Origin of the sequence: Collinsella aerofaciens (assembly GCF_039758815.1) — a bacterium.
GTDB lineage: Bacteria > Actinomycetota > Coriobacteriia > Coriobacteriales > Coriobacteriaceae > Collinsella > Collinsella aerofaciens_BP.
Window position 1 is genome coordinate 183596 of record NZ_JBDMSK010000001.1, and the last position, 20065, is coordinate 203660.

The window sequence follows — 20065 nt, forward strand, 5'->3', positions numbered from 1 at the left end:
GCGATCCCCTAGCGGACGCGGCGCGAGGCGCGCGTGAGCAGGTAGTCGGCCACAAACAGGATGACGGCCACGATGGCGTAATCCAGGCGGAACACGCCGCCAAAAGGCGATGTGATGACACCGTACCCGGCGATGGCGCTCGGCAGCGCGCGCGAAAGCTCTACGACAAAGTCCACGATCTGCAGCTTGGCGGTGAGGCCGCTAAAGCACAGCAGCACGGTCATCGCGCTCATAAAGATGCCGCAGATGCGACAAGCGATGGCGATGATGCTCATCGCCACGGCAGCGGCCTTACGAGAGTTCACGCGCGGTCTCCTCTTCGATCTGGGTGGAAAGCTCCAGCCATTCGTCCTCGAGCTTGGGCAGCTCTTGCTTAAGCCCGTTATATTCCCCCAGCGCGGCGTTGAACTTGTCCTGATCGGCATAAAGCTCCTCGCTCGCCATCAATTCCATAAGCTCGTCATAGCGGGCGCGCTTTTTGTCGAGCTCGGCCTCGATCTTCTTGAGCTGGTTGCGCACGCCCTTGAGCTTTTTGTTGAGCGCGGCGCGGGCCTGGGCCTCGGCGCGCTTTTGCTCCTTGGTCTTTTTGCCCTCGGCAGGCTTAGGCGCCGCGGCGGGGGTGTCGGCCTGGCCGGCGCTGGCTTTGGTGGACTTGGCCGCGGCAGGCACGCTCTCCGTGGACGCCTCGGCGGCGGCGCGGGCTGCGAGGTCTTCGCGCTTGTAGAGGTAGTAGTCGTAGTCGCCGTCGTAGACCGTGACCTTGCCGTCGCGGATATCGATCACGCGGTTGGCCACGGCGCGCACCAGGTGCTCGTCGTGGCTGATAAGCACGATGGTGCCGGGGAAGTTTTGCAGAGCGTTCTCGAGCATGTCCACCGAGTCGATGTCCAGGTGGTTGGTGGGCTCGTCCAGGCAAAGGAGCGCCTCGGGCGCCACGAGCATCTTGGCCAGGGCCAGACGCGCCTTTTCGCCGCCGGAGAGGACGCGGACCTGCTTTTCGATGGAATCGTTGTCGCTAAACAGGAAGGCGCCCAACAGGCTGCGCTGCTGCGGCACGGTCCACTTGGGCGTGACGGTGTCGATCTCTTGCAGGACGGTGTTGGACTCGGTCATGCCCTCGAGCGCGTGCTGGGCGTAGTAGGCGATGCCCACGTTGGTGCCCAGATCGCGGATGCCCGTGGTGGGCGGCTCAAGGCCGGCGAGGATCTTCATGAGGGTGGACTTGCCGGCACCGTTGGGTCCGACGAGCGCCACGTGCTCACCGCGGTACAGTTTGAGGTCGATGTCGCTGTAGATGTGCTTGTCGCCGTAAGACTTGGACACGCCCTCCAGGCCCACGACCATGTCGCCCGAGCGCGGCGGGTCCGGGAACTTAAAGTCGATGTGCTTGTGGCCCTCGGGCAGGATGACGAGCTCCTTTTTGATCTGCTCGATCTTGCGGATGCGCTCCTGGGCCTGAGCGGCCTTGGTGGGCTTATAGCGGAACTTGTCGACGAAGACCTGCATGTGGGCGATATCGCGCTCCTGGGCAGCACGCTTGGCGCGCATCTGTTCCAGGTTGTCCTCGCGCTGCTTAAGATAGCTGCTGTAGTTGCCGGTGTAGGTGGTCACGCGGCGGTTCTCGAGCGCGGCGACGTGGTCGACGCAGGCGTCCATGAAGGCACGGTCGTGGCTGACGATAAGCACGGCGCCGTCGTAGTTCGCGATAAAGCCGCGCAGCCACTGGACGCTTTCGAGGTCCAGGTGGTTGGTGGGCTCGTCCAGAAGCAGCAGGTCGGGGTGGCGCAGGAAGAGCTTCGCAAGCGCGATGCGCATCTGCCAGCCGCCCGAGAACTCGGAGCAGGGGCGCTCAAAGTCGGTGACCTTAAACCCGAGGCCGGACAGGATTTTGCGCGCGTTGCTCTCGAGCTCGTAGCCGCCCAGGTGCTCAAAGCGGTCCTGGACCTGGCCGTACTCGTTGAGGAGCGCGTCGACGTCCTTGCCCTGCTCGGAGAGCTCGGTGATTTGGGCCTGCAGTTCGTTGGCGCGCTCGCCCATGCGGCGGATTTCCTTGGCGGCGGCCATGACCTCGGCGAGGATGGTGGTGTCCTTGTGCTCCAGGTTGGTTTCCTGCTCTAGGTAGCCCACCTGGCAGTCCTTGGCGTACTGGACCTGGCCGGCGTCGGGGCTGTCGATGCCCATGATGATTTTGAGCATGGTGGTTTTGCCGGCTCCGTTGGGGCCCACGAGCGCGAAGCGCTCGCCGGGGTTGATCTGGAAGGACGCGCCGCTAAAGAGGACGCGCGCGCCGAAGCTTTTTTCGATCTTATCGACCAGGAGGATCATGGTGCCGCCTTTGACCTTGTGTGCCTATATGAAAAAAGGCCCCAACTTGCGTTGGAGCCTCATTCAATGCTCGGGTGGAGACGAGGGGGATCGAACCCCTGACCTCTTGACTGCCAGTCAAGCGCTCTCCCAGCTGAGCTACGCCCCCGTGCGAAGAAGTACTATACGGGAACTCGGACGGCGATGCAAGGGCAATTTTGGAAAATATTTTGCGGGCGGCGGCGAGGGAACGCAGCCCGGCCGCGGACGCAGGCGCGGGAACGGGCCGCGAGGCCCCGCGATGCCCTTTTCGCCCGCGGGGGCGCGCCCCGAGGGCGGCGGCGTTGCCGCCGCCCTCCTCTCCGGCGCCCTTGGGACATCTCGAATCCCGCGGACCGCCGTTTCTCGCATCCGCGGCGCGGTCCGCCATCCGCCCAACGGCCATCCCGCCGGCGCCGGGCCCATTATCGGGGCCAACCGCGCCCCCGCCCGCCCGGCGATCTCAAAACCATGCCGGTTTACGGGGCCAGGCCGGGAACCCCCGAGCATGCCGCAATCGGTAAAATCAAAACCGCAGGTAGACGACTTGCGAATTCCGCGAAATGCAGGGTATGGACGGCCTGTCCTGGTCCAGCCCCGTAATCCGACATAGTTTTGAAATGATACTTGTCAAACAGCACTAACAATTACGTGGATTTGAACCGGAAACGTTTATCAAAGCAATTTGGCAGGCATGTGAAGTGGGAACTTTGACAAAAAGAGGCCGGGCTATTTGCCCGGCCTCTTGATTCTCTGGTGGGCCCTCCGGGATTCGAACCCAGAACCCAGGGATTATGAGTCCCCTGCGCTAACCGTTGCGCCAAGAGCCCTTGTGATTAGTGGTTGCAAAGGCAATGGAGGACTTCCATGCAGAGTAGCGTTGCACCACGTCGTGAAATACTACCATGCACGAGACACCCGTTCAACGTACGATCTTGTCGACCAGGAGGATCATGGTGCCGCCTTTGACCTTGTGTGCCTATATAAAAAAAGGCCCCAACTTGCGTTGGAGCCTCATTCAATGCTCGGGTGGAGACGAGGGGGATCGAACCCCTGACCTCTTGACTGCCAGTCAAGCGCTCTCCCAGCTGAGCTACGCCCCCGTGCGAAGAAGTACTATACGGGAACTCCCCCGCCGATGCAAGGACAATTTCAGAAAAACTTTCGGCGGCGCGAGCGCGGATGCTGGACGGACTCAAGAATAAGAGGCCCGCGATGTCCGATCCGGCCCGCGGGTCACGCCCCGCGGGCGGCGGCGTGGCCGCCGCCCTACTTCCCGGCACCCGCCCGGCCGCCCCCGGGGAGCTCCCGCCACGAAACCGGCCCATCTACTACGTTTGGGCGGCATCCCCCGACCATGGCGTCTCGGCCAAAAATAAAACCGCAGGTAGACGGCCTGCGGTTTTCGCGAAATACGGGTCATGGTCGAGGGGTCGGAGTAAAACGTAGTAGATGGGCCGGTTCCGTGGCGGCGGCATCGCGCGCAGTCGGCCGAGGGCGCCCGGAAGTGAGCAGGGCACCCGTCTAACGACCGATTTCCAGCCAATTGCACAGCACGTTGGCTCGTAGCTCCATTTCCGCCGTCTTTTGCGCCCTGGTTTTGCACCTATAGCGCAATTCCAAACGTGAGCAAAGACTTCGCACGATCGCATCAAGCTGCTCGGCATCGTTAAGCATGTCGTGCGTAACCAGGAAGACGTCATACCCCATACTTTGCAGCGCCGTCATGCGTTTGGCATCGTGGTCGAGCACGGCGCCTGATCCGTGGATGACCTCTCCCTGAATCTCCACGATGCCTGCCTTCATTATGGTTGGATTCACGATCACGATATCTCCGTAGCAGACTTTTTGCCCTGCAATGCTCTGCGCCGATGCGGTAAGCGGTGTAAGGTCGTTGACGTAAACGCTTCTAAAGCCGGCACCGCCGCGAGAACAAGGAAGCGACAGCAATAAAATTCCTGCAACTTCGAGCGGAGAAGCGACTACACCCGTCACCAGCTGCGCGGCTTTGTAAAACTTTGTACCCCACTTTCTTTTTTTCATCTTATTGGCGTACTCATGAAGCTCGTGTAATTCGATGAGCGGCTTCCTCATCCAGAGCGAAGTGCCCTTTAGCTTTGTGACCTCATTCGTTTTCTTTTGTCCGTTGGGCCCCTTCGCATTTACCTGTTCTTTGACTTTTATGCGCGCGTAAACGCGTTTCCATTGTGGTTCTTCTTGGCTTTCATCGAGGTCAAAGAGGGATTCGGTGGTTGCACTCTCGGCAGCGTCTTTGGCTTTGTCTAGTTCCGCTTCTGCTGCGGCGGTAGGCTCAAAGACTGAGAACCATCCGCAGAATTCGTACATGGCAAGGACAAGATCGGTTGGAGACACAAAGCGCGCCATGGTAAATAGCGTCGCAAGTGGATTGGTAACCCTAAATCTCATCGCGGTATCCAGCGTACTGTCCACCCCAGAAGCATCATCACAGTGGATTGTTGTCCGTAATCCCGAATGGTAGTTAACGCCACCGGGCACTGTTGTGGTAATAATCGGGGTCTTGAGGACGTCGGTTACGAAAGGGGCTTGGGATAGAGCTCGCCAGCCGTCTTCGGAGTTAGGTAGGCGCGGGTAGAGGTCGCGCACCTGCGGTGGGCAGCGCCAGTAACGGAATGCGGTGTTTGCGCAGACGATATCGTCCATGAGGCCTCCCCTGGTATCGGCCGTAGGCCGTACGGATTGCGGGCAAGGCGATTATCTACGGGGCCGTCATGCGGGTAAGTACCGGAAGCAAACCAAATACTGACCAAAAGATGGACGGGTTGCGTCGAAAGTTAGCGAGAGAGATGAAACGCGCAGGTAGCGAAGCTGCTCGTTTGGTCCCTGTCTCCACAATTCTTAGTGCCATATACAAGGTTGGACAGGAAAACTACTGAATTCGCGATTTAAAAACGCGCAGGAAGTCAGTAAAAGAACCGCAGGCGGGCTATGCCGTTGTAGCAAAGTTCAATTGATTTTTGGTGTCAGTTTTGGTGTCAAAAAGAAAAAGGCCAGAAGCTTAACACCTCTGACCTGCGCTTTAGATGGTGGGCGATACAAGATTCGAACTTGTGACCCCATCCGTGTGAAGGATATGCTCTACCCCTGAGCCAATCGCCCGTCGCCTTTCGGCAAAAGAGATACTATCATAGCCGCGCGTGGTTTACCAAGAACTTTTTGCCCTCGATTTTAAATTCGTGGGTGCCAGTCAAGCAAAAGCGACAAAAGCAATCGGCAAACCCGCAGCTAAACCAGCATTTATCGCTTAATCCACGAAGTCTCGGGGCGGCAAATGAGTCGCGCGTTGTTGTAGGCCATATCGAGCGTGAGGCAGGTGCGCGCGGCGTAAAAGCCGTCCTCGCGCTGGATGGTCAGCGCCAGCTCGGGCTTGTCGCCAGTCAGGCACAGCGGCAAGAGCAGCTGGATCCGGCCGCCATAGAACTGCGGTACCGCGAGCGTGTAGTTGGCTGCTGCGCGACGGGCGGCCTCGACGACGGCGCCCTCAAAGGCGCGGCGCAGCAGCAGCGAGTTGCCCTCCCCCATCAGGCTGGCAGGGATGCGAGTCAGGTTCTCCTCGTCGCCCAGAATGTGGTCGATGTTGGAGCGGATGGGCGGGCGGTAGTCAAAGACCAGCTCGGAAGGGTCCTCGGCAAAGCGCACGCGGCACGGCAGGTACTCAAACGAGACCAGCATGGGGTCGCTCTCCTTAAAGAAGCCCTTCAAAAACCAGCGCTGGCGCGCGTCGGGCTTGGTGTTGGGCTCAAACAGGCCGTAGATGGTCTCGTAGCGACGCGTGTACAGGCCGGTATTGAACAGGCAGCGGTCATTGTCGAGCACCAGCGGCAGGTTGGACGGCCCGGTCTGGTCCAAGTCACGCTCGGTCAGGAACACCGCGCGGCTAAACGAAAACGACAGGTAGTTTTTGAGGATGCGGTTGCCGGGACCCCAGTCCTCGGGGTCGGCGAGGTCGACCAGGCGGTCGTAGCAGGGCTCGGGGCAAAACGCGAAGTCGTACACATTGCTGCACAGGGTGCTGGGGATCTCCATGTGGTGTCCAATCAATTTCATTGCTGTTGTGCGGATGCTTAGATTCTATACGCGCGACGGGTCGCCGGCACGCACATCGCAATTGCGCCTTAGCTCTTTGACGAGCTCGTCGCGGGAGCGGCTTCCGAATACGAGGTCGCGGATCCGAGCGAAGTGCGGGAAAACCGAGATCTGTCGACCAGACCCCGGTTTTACGCTTTCGCGACATGCTTTTTTAAATAGCAGATGTCTTGGGGCTGCTATGGCGGCCATGTAATTTGAAAAATGGAAGACCGATCAACAAACAGGGGTGCCGCGGCCAACGCCGGGGCACCCCGTCTCAGAACCTATATTGCTTTCCCCTAATCCTCTAAGTACTTAGAGCAATGCAAGGACAACAGCAACGACAATGCACGCGACACCTATCCCGAGCGGAAGTTGTGCCTTTTTCTCTTTGTCCTTAACAAGAAAAGCCTCGATTGCAGACGCAAGGACCAGAAATCCGCCGATAATCAGCAGGTCAAGCGCAACGAAACGGACGGTCGAAATATCGGAAGAGATCCCTCCGGCATTAACGTTCACGAGCGTAAAGATCGCGGCGAAGATGGCAAAGAGTGCCAGCACATTACCGTAAATACGAGATTCGATATTGGCAACTTCTTCCTTTTCGTCTTCAACCTTTTTGAGCTCTCCGGCATAGACGTCGGAATAGTCGGCGAGCCCATTAAAGTTAAGCTCATCGGAAAAGGCTCCATGGTAGGGATGGGCAACCGTGCCTTCGACGTGCTGGAATGCGACCTGCGCGATGCCCTTAGACTTATCGAGGGTAATGGTGCTGCCGCTTACGTTTGTAACACGATAGAACAGCCTAGTTCCATGACCGGGGAAATACAGCGGTGCATCCAAAGAAAGCCCCTGGCGAATGCGCGAATTGCGCAGAAGTACGCTAGCAGTCAGATTATTGGGTAGCGCGACACATTCAACGCAAGAGACAAAAGTCGAGTCTCCGGGGCCAAGCTCGACCTCGAACTGCTTGCTTTCATTAATGTAGAATCCGTCGGTGCGCAAGTCATACGTAACCTGGCCGATGTTCGAAGCATCGGCATTGAGCAGCACCTTGTTGTCGATAAGCTCTTGAATCTTAGTATCGCTCAAGTACATATGAACCACTTCCTTAGGACAACGAGTATAGCACTGAGGTATTGCACTGGTGGCTGTCCCCAAAGGGGACATAGGGGAAGTAAGTTCAACTTCTCTATTCGGCACGCACCCTTAAATAAACTCTCCCGTCTCAAGGTCTACGAAGTCCGCGAGCTTTATCTTTCCTGAGAAGCCGTTCCCCTTGTACTTTCCTGAATAGGTCTCAGAGTCGTACTCGAACGAAATGTTATACAGCTCGCCGCTCTTTGTCTTCCTGACTAGCCCGTTATCCAGCATATAACTCAGTATCCTCTTATGGCCTTCCCTGTCGTTGCCGTTTAGGTAAAAGCGGCAGACACCTTGTTTCGAGCCTTCCGCGATGAGAGTTTCGGGGCTAGAGTGCTTGGCAACCTAGTTAGAAGAGTTGCCATTCTCCATACACATCAGTTGAGCGGATACAATCCTTTAAGGGGAGAAATGAGCCAAGTGTTCCATGCTCAGTTACAGTATGTACTATGCCGACGACCTGACCCAAACCATTAAACACCGGGCCACCACTCATTCCATGGCGAAATGAGCAATTCGCATAACAAAGTGTGCCCTCTTCACTTGGTTCCCCAACCCTGAGCAAATCTCCGCTGTGTAGCTCAAAGCTGAATCTAGATTCGGAAAAATGGTGTTGGTAAGCAGAAATCCTGTCGCCCTTGGTAGGCAAATCCATATTTGATGGAAGAAGGGGAATGTTCTTTAAGATCGCAGGAGGAACATCTTGTAATATTGCGGCATCGCGTTTGTTATCCTGAACCACCTCATTTCCAAACCTAAAAATTGCAAGCGGCGTCTTATCTGAGCTGAATAATTTAATTTCCCTGCTATTTTTATCACGGGAAACGGCATCGCATATCACATGCCAGGCCGTAACAAGACCGTAGCCAGCCAAATAAAACCCGAGACCCTCAAATGAGTTTTGCTTGTCATCCTCTCCTTCTAGATATAGAAGCGAGTCTTGCTGAAGTGCAACTGGGAAAACAGGTGTGTCTTCTGGTTTCGTTTTATTGTACAGGCTGCCTAAACGCATAAGTGGACCCGATGTCCAGGGATCCTTAATAAGAGATTTGTAAAAATCAAGACTTCCGCGTAGAGACGCTTCAAACGACCCTCTTTCTGCATCGGTAAGCTTGGCAATGGTTTTACCGTAATAGCAGCCCATCGCGCCTTCAATGTCGCCATTGCTCAGTCGATGGAGTGTTGAGCGGAGTCGCCGATATTGCTCGCGTTTTATATTTGTCTTTTGATTGCAGACAACGCCCGTGACCAGTTGTCTTGAAAAACTGCAACTGTAAAACGATTTATCCTCGTTGAGCTCAAACGATTCGATTCCATGGAAGTTAGTGATTGCGTTTCGTAGCTTATTGGGCAACCTGAGCTTTCCACCTGAATAAAAATTTCGATAAAAGAAGTAAGAACTATTAAATGAGAACGTAAGATCATCGGCATATCGAGAGTATTGGTATCGATATTCTCGCGATAGGTGCATTAGCTGTTTATCCATACCGAGGCAAATCATGTTCGAAATAATAGGAGATGAGGGAGCGCCTTGAGGGAGTCCTTTCGGTGTCGCAACAATCCTTGAAATACAGAATGCAACTTCAGGGGTTAGACCTAGCTTCTTGGAAACAAGAAGCCCGTACACTCGTCTTGACGAGATAGAAGGAAAGAAGTCCTTAATATCCAGGCCAACAATTACTTGCGAGCCAATGTGATTTTCAGCATTTGTTTTTATTGACCGTCCTTTGACAAAACCATGGACACAAGGCAATGGCTTATAGCCTTTTTCAAGCTCAGAGGCGATGAGTCTTTGAGCCCTTTTTAAATCAGATCTTGGGATTAATAGTTCTCGATAGCCACCGTTTCTTTTTGGGACCAATCTATTTCTATATAGGTCATACATGGAAGTTGGATATACAAAGAGATCAAGCTTTTCCAAGGACAGGCCAAGAAACCCAGCCAGATCGCCTTTCGACTGAAGTTCGTTGAGCATCAGATTATCCTTAAAGTTAATAGCCGGTTCCTCCGTAGAGTCGTACCTGATAGACACGTAGCAGAATATAATGTGCAAACAAAGCACTTCCGATTGCGATGCGCAAACGCTAATTCGAACCGGCTATAGGGTCATTTTACCAGTCTTTAATTTTGCGCAAAGGCTGAACCGCGCTTTATAACTCCGCGATGGGGCAAGTATGATGTTGGCGCGCCTTCCGCGGTGTCGTCTGTGCAATGAGCCCCCTCGTGTCCTTTCAGGTGGAAACAGTAGCCTCCAGATTCCATCGTTGCTACAGTCTGAGTTTCCGTGCTCACGTGTTTGCCTTGGATTTCCATCCAGAATAGGCATTCAGACGATGTCGTCCTTGAAGATGAATATGAATGGAGAGAAGAAATCTTTCTTGTTTGTCATAGGGCGCTATCAATGTCGCGAATTGAACTTATAGCCGACATGTGCACCGCAAATGCTGAGAGATGATCTTCTTGGTGATGCGACGGCATGCTGCCAGTTGTAAGGTCATCGATTAGCGATAATCGGTGATTAGCAAATAGATGAGAAATCGATCACCGCACACTTCTGAAAAATTGGCACCTCAGCAGCGATATGCGGCACCAAAAAGTGCCATTCCCAGCAGTAATAACGATAAAGAGGCGGCGATCCAGTTGCTGTCGGCGGTCTTGGGGAGCGCCGCAGTGGTTGCGGTTGCGGTCTTGGGCCTGGGGGACGTGGACACCGTGGTCTTGGTTACTGTCGTTGTTGTCTTGGTTGGCGCGGCCGCGAGTTTCAGCGCGGGATTTGTCGTGGGCCCTGTGGTGGGCTCTCCGGCAGCGGGGTTAGCATCGCCGGGAGACTTGCCCGCGCTATCGCCCGGTACCTCGCCCCTGTCGGTCTCCCCCGCCGGTGGCGTGGCCACATCGGGCTCAACCACCACATGCGGTGCCACCGCACCGGAGGCATCCACCACGCTACCAGAACCAAAGACCCTGCCAGCAGGCGCCACAAAGCGCGCAGACACAAGCGACCCGCCCAAGCACGCAACGCCGCCATCGGCGCCGGTCGCATCAAGCCACGAGGCGTCGACGGAAAGCCGACAGCCAGTCGCACCATCGCCAAGGCCCGCATCTTGCAGATACACGCCGCAGGCGCGCACGCCCGCTCCGGACCCGGAGCCCGCGGCAATGACGCGCCCGCCGCCGCGCACGGCCATGTCGCCAGCAATCACGCCGGCCATGGCCTCGCCCGTGACGTTCGCCCCGTCCGCCCGGGCATCGACGGTGCAGCCGTCCACAACGAGCGCTCGCGAGACGTGGATCGCGCACTGCGAGCCCGATGCCGCCAGGGACCCGGTGCCGCTAAGCGTCAGGTCGCCCCACACCTCCATGCCGCACTGCGAGATGTCCGCATCGGGCGCCTGCGACTCGACCACCGAGTTCTGCCCCACAAGCGTCACGACCAGGTCGCCGTCGGCGCCGATGGCGTCGCCCGCGTAGCCGTCGAGCTCCAGATGGCCGGCATCGGTCCAGGCCCAACCGGGGCCCGAAACGCCCGGCTCGCAGTACGTCGCGCCCGCGATGAACGGGCTCTCCGCGCCCGCGGCATAGGAAGGCCCGCCCAGCAAGACGCATAGGCAGGCCATGGCAGCGATCGCGATGTGATGACGGCTGGTGTGGGACTCGGCGGCAAACATACCCGCTCCGATCTTCGCAGGAGCCAATAGGATGTGCACCAGAAAATGCCCTGGTAGCAGCACCTATTAGTTTAGCGAGATCGATGCGGGAGCAAAGAGAAATCGCGTGGGCAATGTCCACAATTAGGTGTAAATCGTTTTGCCAGCCGGTGAAAGGGAGAATCAGCTTCCGAATTCGCCCTTCACGTTTCTGATGATGTTGTTTGATAAATGGTTCCGATAGTCCATAAAAGATGGTTCATAATAGATTTAGATGAAAAACCTTCGGATTTGTAAGGCGGGGTCGCTGAGACGGTACCGCCTAGTTTTATCAGCGTGCGCCTAACGATCGAGATCACATTCTCCCTCGCGCGCGAAGAAGTCTTGCCCTGCGAAGACTATGATCGGTTGGACAGGCCCGGCGTATATCGCGTACTTCCGTAGTTTTTCTTCGGAATATCCGTATTAAAAATACGGGCAAATTGACCAATTTGCTAAGCTACTTTATCCTGTGTTTCAAATAGACTCAGAAAGCAGAGGAGCCGTGCCATGCTCAAGAAGTTTTCGGTTTCAAATTTCAAGTGCTTCAATAAGCGAATTACATTTGATCTATCCGATCCCGCCAACTATTCATTCAATCAACAGGTAATTCAGGATGGCATTAAGGCAAAGGGCATCATATATGGTGCGAATGGCAGTGGAAAGTCCAATTTCGCCCTCGCGATATTCGACATTGTTCTGCATCTGACCGACAAGGAAAAGCTGCTCAAAAAATACTCGCCATACCGGTGCCTTAATTCAAAGAGTTCAATTACAGAGTTTCAATACGATTTTGTCTTCGACAATATCGAGGTCGTATACCGCTACGGGAAAACCGACCCACAGACGCTTGTATACGAGAGTCTGTACATTGCTGGCGTGGAGGTCTTGAGCTACAGGTTCGACGCTCAAACGGGCCATGTTGACCTGCCGGGCGCCGAGTCCCTCTCGCTTTCTACCGATCTCCCCACTGAGTCCGACAGGCTGTCGCGTGTCAAATATGTCAAGAGCAATGCAATACTGCGAGATGAGCCGTCTGCCAGGGCGTTTAGAGCCTTCACCTCCTTTGCCGACAACATGCTCATGTTCTACTCGCTCGATGAGCGTGGATATCAGGGGCTTTCGGTTGGCTCGGATATCTTTACCCAGGGCATTATTCGCGAAGGAAAGATGGAGGACTTCCAAGAATTCTTGCGCCAGCAGGGAATCTCCCTGAACCTCGTATCCGTGGACGTGAATGGAGTTCCCGAGCTTTATTGCAGGTTCGAGGGCGGTACCGTTCCGTTTGCGTCGGTCGCCTCGACAGGCACCATGTCACTTGCTCTGTACTACTACTGGTATATCAAGATGAGCAAGGCTTCCTTGGTCTTTATCGATGAATTCGATGCCTTTTATCACTTTGAATTGTCCCGGTCGATCGTGGAGATGCTACGGGACCTTGAGGGTGTCCAGGTTTTCATTACGACGCACAACACGGACCTTTTGACGAACGACCTCATGCGCCCCGATGTCTATTTCATTCTCAAGGAGGGGGAGATTCGCTCGCTGGAAAAGCTAACACCCAAGGAGCTCAGATTGGCGCATAACCTCCAGAAGATGTTTAAGGCCGGTGCTTTCGATGGCTAGCCCGGTCACGCTCTTCATCGTTGAAGGAGAGTCGCGTGACCTGCGCTTTGCGGAGAAGATGAAGGATCTTTTTCTGAAAGGGAGAGATGACCTGAGGGTGATCTGTCTGCCAGCGGCGCAGAACATCTACATGCTTTACGAGCGGCTTGCAGAGGAGGACTTCGATCTGGATGTTGTGGAGGTACTGAGAGAAACGGTGCCTTCTGCTGCAAAATGTCTAGAGGGCGTGGAGAGGGATTCTGTTGATGAGGTCTTTCTCTTCTTTGACTACGACTCTCATCAGAACAATGCGCCTGGATGCGAGTCCGATGCCCTTGTGGAGGCGATGCTCCTCGCATTCGATAACGAGCACGAGAGCGGAAAGCTCTATATAAGCTACCCGATGGTCGAGGCACTGTACGATTATCGCGCAGGGCAGTGCCAGGCGCATTCAGGCTGTTTTGTTGACAACTCGGAAATCGCTCAATATAAAAATAAGTCGGGAGAGGGAAACGTTAACGTGGGGAAGCACATGGAGCTTCCCCAATGGAAAGAAGCAATCGCTGCCTTCGTATTGAGATGCAAGTGCCTGCTCGGTCTCGATGAGGTTTCATTTGAGACGTATCGAGAGCTGGTTACGGTCGATGCGATCTTCCGCGAGGAGAAAAGGATGCGGATCGAGGACGGTTCGGTGTTTGTGCTATCGGCTTTTCCAGAGTTTCTGCTCGACTATTTCGGTGATAAGTTCTTTAATTCCATGGCTCCGATGCGCCACCTTAAGTTCGATGATTGCCCCCGAGGAAATGGATGAGACGCAATTAATCTCGCGGGTACAGGTTCTCCTGTCTAAATTGTGAACTCGGCATAAGAAACGTTGTTGGCCATGCCCCGGACAGCATCCAGTCGATGATGTTCTCTTGCCTGATGCCGCCGCGACCTCCCACGTCAACGCGGTCGAGCGTGAGCGGGGTCTTCGGATAGTTGTTCCGAATCGCCTGCAGCGGCGCGAGCTCGGGAAAGTACCTCACTATCAGCTTCCCCCACTCCGACTTCGGGTTCACGCAGGTGATGTGGAACCCGTTAAGCCCAGCTTGGACAAGCTGTTAGGAGACTGGCATTTCGCCTGCGTCGATCTCGAGAGGATCGGCGACAAGGTTGCGAACAAGGACTGGAAAGGTCATTATGAGGGGTAAATAAGATGACAGACAACACGTATTCGGGAACTCTAAAATTCAAAGATGTTGATTTTGTCTTTGTGTTCGATGGCTCTGAGCTTGTTCTCATCCCGCCAAAAGAATGCAAGAATGACATTATGTGGGGTTGGCTAAAAAAAGAAATTTGCCCCGGTGTGTATACATCCGGCGACCCTTTGACTGTTGATGTGCCTTATCTTGACGGCTTCTGCAACGAGACAAGCAAGCGATTGATCTTTTTGACCAGGGAGGAATCGACTGTCGGAAGTCGAAATTCGACTCTGTATATCAACGTTGCTGGGTATCTGGAATGTAGCCCGAATACCAATGGTTTTTGCAGGATGACTCTATCCGGCAGGGCCTTGAATTACATTCATCCGGTTAATAGGGCATTCTCGCAGGTATTTGATTCTGACGACCTTACAGAAAAGGGAATCATCTCTATCAGGACAAATGGATTCGACAGAACTTCGACCGTGAAGAGAGCATTTCGCTTTGAGGGCAGAGATATCGCGGCGTATTTCTCAGTTGGGTGGACATGCAGTATGAAAATTAGTACTCCACCCATCACCCTTAATTCCAGCATGATTTTCGAGTTTGATGAAACGGACGATTACTGGTTTTTCTATCGCCTGTGGCATGCAGCAGAAGACTTCCTCAAATATCTGACATTCAGCAAAAACACACTAATTGAGGATTGCAGCCTGCAGGCTATGTACGACGACTCGCATTACCCCAGCACAGCTGAATTCAAGCTAGCGAGATCCTCAGAGCCATTTGATACCAAGCCTCTTGAAAAAGGTCGATATATTCAGCTGTCTTTGCTGGACCCGTATGAGATTAAAATGTTTGGAGCGATTGCAGACGGAGAAATCTACCTAAGGCATATTCCTGAAACATGCGAAAAGGGACATACGCTCGATGCATCGGACTTCGTGCTGACTTCCGCAGCATTTGAATGGGAATTTGACCAAGCGTATCCAAGCGGAGTTGTCAAATCAGAAGCTCGAGTGGCTGCTGAGCAACGAGCATCAGCTCAGATGGATGAATGCATTAACCAAAGCTCCGGAAAAGCTAAAAAGATATTGAAATATGCAAAGAAGAGCATCGGCTTTAGCAATCTGGAATCGAAGATAGTACAGGCTGGTCGAGATTTTCATGAAATGATTGGGGTATTTGGGGAAGGTCTATACAAAAGGAATGATGAGGAATTTTCCTACGAAGTCATTGGAAGCAGGCTGGCTGAGCAAAGAAATGACTTTGCCCATGGAAACATTGACAAGGATTTCAAAGGTGCTGCCATTCTTGATTTGCTGCTTCTACGCTATCTTGTCTATGCAATGCAGCTGAAGCGCATCGGTGTCTCAGCTGCAAATACTCGCAGAGCGATAAATGAGCTATTTGGCTTAATGTATTACCTCCCTGCAGAAGACGGTGACACAGAGACGGTGGCCAAGAACACTGAGATAAATGAGCCGAACAACGAAACCGAAGGCAATGCAGACGAAATCGTAGAGGCGGAATAGAATGGTTCCCGACTGCTGCGGAATGTACGGATTGCTGCCGTATCCTTAGTAATTAAAACTGTCCGTTCAGTAGTAGGGGCGCGCCGGCGTTAGCCGGTGCGCCCCTACTTTGGGAAACATAAAACTCGCTTTTAATCGGTTGCCTGCGTAGCTCAAAGCGGGAACAACCGCCATGACGATGCATGCGATACCGAGCAGCGGTGCGCGGCAGCTATAAGCGCTGCTCCTAGCAGGAATAGCGCTAATGAGGCGGCGATCCAGTTGCTGTCGGCGGTCTTGGGGAGCGTGGCGGTGGCGGCGCCGGCAGCCTTGGCCTTGGATGGCGTGGACACCGTGGTCCTGTTTCCTGTCGTTTTGGTTGTCGTGATCGTCTTGGGCGTCGCAGTCGCGGGCTTCAGGGCGGGATCCGTCGCGGACCCGGCACCGGGCTGCCCACCGGCAGGACCGGCGCCACCAGCCGGCTCGCCCGCGACACCGGGCACCTCGCGCCCGTCGGCCTCCCCCGCCGGAGGCGTGGCCGCATCGGGCTCAATCACCACATGCGGCGCCACCGCACCGGAGGCATCCACCACGCAGCCAGCACCAAAGGCTCCGCCAGCAGGCGTCACAAACCGCGCGGACACAAGCGACCCGCCCGTGCACGCAACACCGCCGTCGGCACCGGTCGCATCAAGCCACGATGCGTCGACGGAAAGACGACAGTCGGCCGCACCAACGCCAAGGCCCGCATCCTGCAGATACACGCCGTAAGCGCGCACGCCCGCTCCGGACCCGGCGCCCGCGGCAACGACGCGTCCGCCGCCGCGCACGGCCATGTCGCCTGCGATCACGCCGGCGACCGCCTCGTCCGTTACATCGGCCCCGCCTGCCCGGGCATCGACGGTGCAGCCGTCCACCACGAGCGCCTGTGACACGTGGATCCCGCACTGCGAGCCCGTCGCCGTCAGGGTCCCGGTGCCGCGAAGCGTCAGGTTGCCCCACACCTCCATGCCGCACAGCGTGATGTCCGCATCGGGCACATGTGATTCCGTCACGGAGTTTTGCCCGGTAAGCGTCAGGACCAGGTCGCCGTCGGCGCCGATGGCCTCGCCCGCGTAGCCGTTAAGCTCCAGGTGGCCGGCATCGGTCCACGCCCAGCCGGGGCCCGACACGCCCGGCTCGTAGTACGTCGCGCCCGCGATGATGAGGCTCTCCGCGCCCGCGGCATAAGAAGGCCCGCCCAGCAAAACGCATAGGCAGGCCATGACAACAATCGCAATGTAATGACGGCTGGTGTAGGACTCGGCAGCAAACATACCCGCTCCGATCTTCGCAGGAGCCAATAGAATGTGCACCAGAAAATGCCCTGGTAGCAGCAGTTATTAGTTTAGCGAGATCAAGCCGTAAACAAAGAAAATGTCCCTGAGCAGCGCCAATAATTAGGTGTAAATCGTTTTGCCAGTCGGTGAAAGGAGATTATGCCTAACATAATCGCGTAGGCCACCAAGAGCACGCCCTTTTTTCGCGTGTTTCATGACAATTTGGATGGATTTAAACAAACTTTCCGGTAAGGCCTCTTGCCCCATCATTCAGCACTGCACGTGGAAAGTCTTTACTGGAGTGCTTTTTTGACAGCGTCGTAATCCCATTTGAGTACACCATCTTTCCAGCATTTCATAGGAACATGATTTCCTTCGAATCTAACTTTTAAAGGACATTTCGACCTTGTGACGCGTGCGGAGTTGTACAGCACAACGATGTCGATGCCGGCCTGAACGGCTTTATCGCATTCGTATTTAATGAAGCTACGATAGTCGACGCTATGCGAACGAGCGCAGCTTGAAGTCCATGAATTATAGCTTCCACAGTGCTGACAGCTTCCTTTAGTTACGGAGTCGCTCGAGTCTCCAACGATAAGTACGAATCGTTTAGATCCATCCATTCTCTTTTTCAGAGAGCTCTTTATGCTGCATGGCAAACTGGAGTCGCGCGACTGCTGTAGGTCGTGAGCGTCCGGGAACGAAAGCTCCCAATAATTGCTGTCGTTCCATTTATGCAGCTGCTCGACCGCATCTCGATCACCGTCCCAGTCTGCGGCGATGTAGGTTCTTGTCCTATAAACCATCTTTCTCTCCAATCCTATTGTTCCAGGCCTCTGCATAACCGTTAACCTCGAATAACCTCATGCGTGCAGCGGTCTTCTTCGTTAACACGACATTAACGCCTTCCTTAAAATGATGCTTCGAAGCCCTCAGGGTGCAAAGCATGCAACGAAGAAGATCATCCTCTGAGGGTTTTCCGTTTTCGAACCTTGTTATTCCAGACCCCAACAACGGAAGTACGATTCGCCTGCCTGCATACATCCGATCGAGCTCGTCCCACATATTAAGCAAGCATTCCTCATACTGACCACGACGAAGATAAGCACGATTCACTTCATCCATATGGGTGAAGGCGAGCATGGCGAATCCGTCGCAATCCTTAATAGTGCCGAGAGGATAGCAAATTCGGCCATCCCCAGCCTTAAAGGGTTTCAGCAAACTCGGTTGCCTTTCTTCGACAGCCTGCTTGAGAGCGTTCCGGTCGGCATACTTCTCAATAAAAATGCCGTTAAGGGAATTTTTTGAAATTACCCTGTCGTCAACCTTAATGTCGAAATATTCATTGAACGGAATGACCTTAACGCCCTCAGTATAAAAAAGGTCGTCGACCACAATGTCTACGTCCATTCCGTTAATAACCAAATGTACTCCGTCTTTATTGTGATGGTATGTGACGATCGCTGCGAAGAAGGCCAGTAAGACAAATAGGATTACGAGCACAAAGAGCCTAAACGGGCATCCCGAATCTTTCGGAAGCAGGTCGATGAGAGACACGCCCGCAACTCCCATAATCGTCGAAATTGCACCAATGATTGCAAACGACCATTTAAAAGACTTTTTTACAAGCGACCATGTAACTATATGAATAATTTGTTTTAGCAAGCGAACTCTTCCACAGACGAAATTAAATGCTGATTCCATCTTAGCCTTTTCGCATTCATCTAGTTTGCCAATTTTCCTCATGTAGCCTGCTCATTTTTGTACCCCAAGAAGTAACAAATTGGTTTTAATACGATGGGATGCACCAGCAGCTGCTCATAGGCCCCTTCCATATTGCCGATATTCACTATTACTAAGTACTTCTAGAGCAATCTGAGGGTACGATCTGACGTTTTGAACTTTGGAGGGCTCACGCACCACTTGCAGCTGCCCGTCGCATGCCGCTAGCGAATGCCCTCGCGAGCAACCTTGAGCACCTTGCGTTTGATCGCTCCGAGTTTGCCGCGGACGCGCTGCTTAAGAGACGACTTGAAGTCGTACTTAGCCATCAGTCCCTCGATACCCATCCTTGAAGCAAAATCTGTCATAAACTCATCGCACTTCGCATACGGGGCAACCGATTTGACCAGGCTAGGATTGCCAGCAAGAACCTGTTCGATGGTCGCATCGCCACAGTCAATGGAGTTCGCAATTCCTTGAAAAGCTGCGATACCCTTATCGGTATTACAGATAACCGCAGAGACACCCTTAGAGTAGTCGACCTCAGGATGGATGCCCTGGAAACCCCAGAAGTCGCCGAGGGTGATGTCGGAGCCGCAACTTCTCTTGGCAGGACACATGAAACAAGAGGGCCTCAGCGACGCATTGGCCAGAAACGCTTTCATGTACCAGTCTTGATTGAAAATGGTGGACTCGCAAGACGAGAATGGGTCTTTCTCCGCTATGTACTCGTACATAGCGGAGTAAGACAACCATCCGGTTGTCTTACTCCGCATATTAACGTCACAGACGTTCGAATCGCGGAGCACATTCTTGTAGTCAATCCACTCCGACCATAGGCGCGGCGCCGGGACACCGTGGCAGATAACGTCAACGGTGAGGAGAAGGGCGCTCCCCCCCGTCTTTCCCAGATAGCGCTTGAGGCCCGCGACCTGGCACGCGGTACCAGCGAAGAGCACACGGCGACCCGAGCGGATTGCATCGCGAACCCCCGCGTAGACCTCCCTGCCTACGCGGCTCTGGACGTACTTGGAGCGCATGACACGATCGAGAGAGACAACGTCCTCGACCAGCACATGCTCGACGTGGCGGCAACCGTCGGCCCAGGCGGCTCCGCAGACAACACCGCCGCCCGCGATCACACTTTCTGCTAGGAGGCCAAAGATGCCGCCACTGGAGGAAGCCTCCAACAGCTCACTGGACTTGCCCTTGGCCCAGCGGATCCCGAGAGCTTCGTCGCACTTGCCCCCGCCAAGCGCGGGACATACCGAATCGCACGCATGGCACCCCAGACAGGCGCCTGCATCGATAACGGGATGTAGGAAGCCAAACTTATCCTCCTGCATGGAGATGCACGACTTGGGGCACTTCGCGGCACATGCACCACAGCCACAACAGGCTTCGCCGAGCTTGGATATCTTCATCTCGTCATAAGACACAGCGAA

Annotated in this window: 16 protein-coding genes and 4 tRNA genes; 3 read left to right on the forward strand and 17 right to left on the reverse strand. The window is 54.6% G+C overall.

Going from position 1 to position 20065, the window contains the following annotated elements:
- Positions 1-8: 8 nt before the first annotated feature.
- From ABHT90_RS00840 to ABHT90_RS00895, 12 genes are all read right to left on the reverse strand, one after another.
- Positions 9-305 carry a hypothetical protein gene (locus ABHT90_RS00840; protein WP_346981288.1) on the reverse strand — a complete coding sequence of 99 codons (297 nt, stop codon included), beginning with the start codon at positions 303-305 and terminating at the stop codon, positions 9-11.
- Positions 292-2325, reverse strand: a complete 2034-nt coding sequence (locus ABHT90_RS00845) for an ABC-F family ATP-binding cassette domain-containing protein (RefSeq protein ID WP_346981289.1) — start codon at positions 2323-2325, stop codon at positions 292-294. Before ABHT90_RS00845 ends, ABHT90_RS00840 begins: the two co-directional genes overlap by 14 nt.
- Before the next feature lie 75 nt (positions 2326-2400).
- A tRNA-Ala gene (locus ABHT90_RS00850) sits at positions 2401-2473 on the reverse strand.
- A 624-nt stretch (positions 2474-3097) separates the two neighbouring features.
- Positions 3098-3173 (reverse strand) — tRNA-Ile (locus tag ABHT90_RS00855).
- Positions 3174-3373: 200 nt separating this feature from the next.
- A tRNA-Ala gene (locus ABHT90_RS00860) sits at positions 3374-3446 on the reverse strand.
- 421 nt (positions 3447-3867) lie between these two features.
- Positions 3868-5025: a hypothetical protein gene (locus ABHT90_RS00865; RefSeq protein ID WP_346981290.1), complete on the reverse strand. Its 1158-nt coding sequence runs from the start codon at positions 5023-5025 to the stop codon at positions 3868-3870.
- Positions 5026-5406: 381 nt separating this feature from the next.
- Positions 5407-5481 (reverse strand) — tRNA-Val (locus ABHT90_RS00870).
- A 138-nt stretch (positions 5482-5619) separates the two neighbouring features.
- Positions 5620-6408, reverse strand: a complete 789-nt coding sequence (locus tag ABHT90_RS00875; RefSeq protein WP_346981291.1) for a DUF3825 domain-containing protein — start codon at positions 6406-6408, stop codon at positions 5620-5622.
- Between the two features lie 357 nt (positions 6409-6765).
- Positions 6766-7548, reverse strand: a complete 783-nt coding sequence (locus ABHT90_RS00880) for a dCTP deaminase/dUTPase family protein (protein WP_346981292.1) — start codon at positions 7546-7548, stop codon at positions 6766-6768.
- Positions 7549-7659: 111 nt separating this feature from the next.
- The gene (locus ABHT90_RS00885) at positions 7660-7824 is read right to left on the reverse strand and encodes a hypothetical protein (protein WP_346981293.1); all 165 of its coding nucleotides are present in this window, start codon (positions 7822-7824) and stop codon (positions 7660-7662) included.
- A 118-nt stretch (positions 7825-7942) separates the two neighbouring features.
- Positions 7943-9568 carry a reverse transcriptase domain-containing protein gene (locus ABHT90_RS00890; protein ID WP_346981294.1) on the reverse strand — a complete coding sequence of 542 codons (1626 nt, stop codon included), beginning with the start codon at positions 9566-9568 and terminating at the stop codon, positions 7943-7945.
- Between the two features lie 595 nt (positions 9569-10163).
- A complete protein-coding gene (locus ABHT90_RS00895; RefSeq protein WP_346981295.1) occupies positions 10164-11258 on the reverse strand; it encodes a hypothetical protein in 1095 nt (364 codons plus the stop codon).
- Between the two features lie 528 nt (positions 11259-11786).
- Here ABHT90_RS00895 and ABHT90_RS00900 point away from each other — a divergent pair.
- Positions 11787-12902, forward strand: a complete 1116-nt coding sequence (locus ABHT90_RS00900; RefSeq protein WP_346981296.1) for an AAA family ATPase — start codon at positions 11787-11789, stop codon at positions 12900-12902.
- A complete protein-coding gene (locus tag ABHT90_RS00905; RefSeq protein ID WP_346981297.1) occupies positions 12895-13692 on the forward strand; it encodes a hypothetical protein in 798 nt (265 codons plus the stop codon). Before ABHT90_RS00900 ends, ABHT90_RS00905 begins: the two co-directional genes overlap by 8 nt.
- A 7-nt stretch (positions 13693-13699) precedes the next feature.
- Here the strand turns inward: ABHT90_RS00905 and ABHT90_RS00910 are convergent, their stop codons facing one another.
- Positions 13700-13909 (reverse strand): hypothetical protein, encoded by a 210-nt coding sequence (locus ABHT90_RS00910; protein ID WP_195503976.1) that lies wholly within the window; start codon positions 13907-13909, stop codon positions 13700-13702.
- Between the two features lie 170 nt (positions 13910-14079).
- Here ABHT90_RS00910 and ABHT90_RS00915 point away from each other — a divergent pair, with 170 nt between their 5' ends.
- A complete protein-coding gene (locus tag ABHT90_RS00915) occupies positions 14080-15600 on the forward strand; it encodes a hypothetical protein (protein ID WP_346981298.1) in 1521 nt (506 codons plus the stop codon).
- 152 nt (positions 15601-15752) lie between these two features.
- Here ABHT90_RS00915 and ABHT90_RS00920 read toward each other — a convergent pair whose 3' ends face one another.
- From ABHT90_RS00920 to ABHT90_RS00930, 4 genes are all read right to left on the reverse strand, one after another.
- On the reverse strand, positions 15753-16895 hold the full coding sequence (locus ABHT90_RS00920) for a hypothetical protein (RefSeq protein WP_346981299.1): 1143 nt from the start codon (positions 16893-16895) through the stop codon (positions 15753-15755).
- Positions 16896-17191: 296 nt separating this feature from the next.
- Positions 17192-17740 (reverse strand): TIR domain-containing protein, encoded by a 549-nt coding sequence (locus ABHT90_RS09980; RefSeq protein ID WP_430393355.1) that lies wholly within the window; start codon positions 17738-17740, stop codon positions 17192-17194.
- On the reverse strand, positions 17694-18644 hold the full coding sequence (locus ABHT90_RS00925) for a macro domain-containing protein (RefSeq protein ID WP_346981300.1): 951 nt from the start codon (positions 18642-18644) through the stop codon (positions 17694-17696). Before ABHT90_RS00925 ends, ABHT90_RS09980 begins: the two co-directional genes overlap by 47 nt.
- Before the next feature lie 200 nt (positions 18645-18844).
- Positions 18845-20059, reverse strand: a complete 1215-nt coding sequence (locus tag ABHT90_RS00930) for a Coenzyme F420 hydrogenase/dehydrogenase, beta subunit C-terminal domain (protein ID WP_346981301.1) — start codon at positions 20057-20059, stop codon at positions 18845-18847.
- Between the last annotated feature and the right edge of the window lie 6 nt (positions 20060-20065).

Bases quoted from the DNA above. Each gene is read 5' to 3' on its own strand.
- ABHT90_RS00865 (WP_346981290.1), bottom strand. From the start codon at position 5,025: ATGGACGATATCGTCTGCGCAAACACCGCATTCCGTTACTGGCGCTGC.
- ABHT90_RS00875 (WP_346981291.1), bottom strand. From the start codon at position 6,408: ATGGAGATCCCCAGCACCCTGTGCAGCAATGTGTACGACTTCGCGTTT.
- ABHT90_RS00890 (WP_346981294.1), bottom strand. From the start codon at position 9,568: ATGCTCAACGAACTTCAGTCGAAAGGCGATCTGGCTGGGTTTCTTGGC.
- ABHT90_RS00880 (WP_346981292.1), bottom strand. From the start codon at position 7,548: ATGTACTTGAGCGATACTAAGATTCAAGAGCTTATCGACAACAAGGTG.
- ABHT90_RS00925 (WP_346981300.1), bottom strand. From the start codon at position 18,644: ATGAGGAAAATTGGCAAACTAGATGAATGCGAAAAGGCTAAGATGGAA.
- ABHT90_RS00915 (WP_346981298.1), top strand. From the start codon at position 14,080: ATGACAGACAACACGTATTCGGGAACTCTAAAATTCAAAGATGTTGAT.
- ABHT90_RS00895 (WP_346981295.1), bottom strand. From the start codon at position 11,258: ATGTTTGCCGCCGAGTCCCACACCAGCCGTCATCACATCGCGATCGCT.
- ABHT90_RS00920 (WP_346981299.1), bottom strand. From the start codon at position 16,895: ATGTTTGCTGCCGAGTCCTACACCAGCCGTCATTACATTGCGATTGTT.
- ABHT90_RS00885 (WP_346981293.1), bottom strand. From the start codon at position 7,824: ATGCTGGATAACGGGCTAGTCAGGAAGACAAAGAGCGGCGAGCTGTAT.
- ABHT90_RS00900 (WP_346981296.1), top strand. From the start codon at position 11,787: ATGCTCAAGAAGTTTTCGGTTTCAAATTTCAAGTGCTTCAATAAGCGA.
- ABHT90_RS00905 (WP_346981297.1), top strand. From the start codon at position 12,895: ATGGCTAGCCCGGTCACGCTCTTCATCGTTGAAGGAGAGTCGCGTGAC.
- ABHT90_RS09980 (WP_430393355.1), bottom strand. From the start codon at position 17,740: ATGCAGAGGCCTGGAACAATAGGATTGGAGAGAAAGATGGTTTATAGG.
- ABHT90_RS00845 (WP_346981289.1), bottom strand. From the start codon at position 2,325: ATGATCCTCCTGGTCGATAAGATCGAAAAAAGCTTCGGCGCGCGCGTC.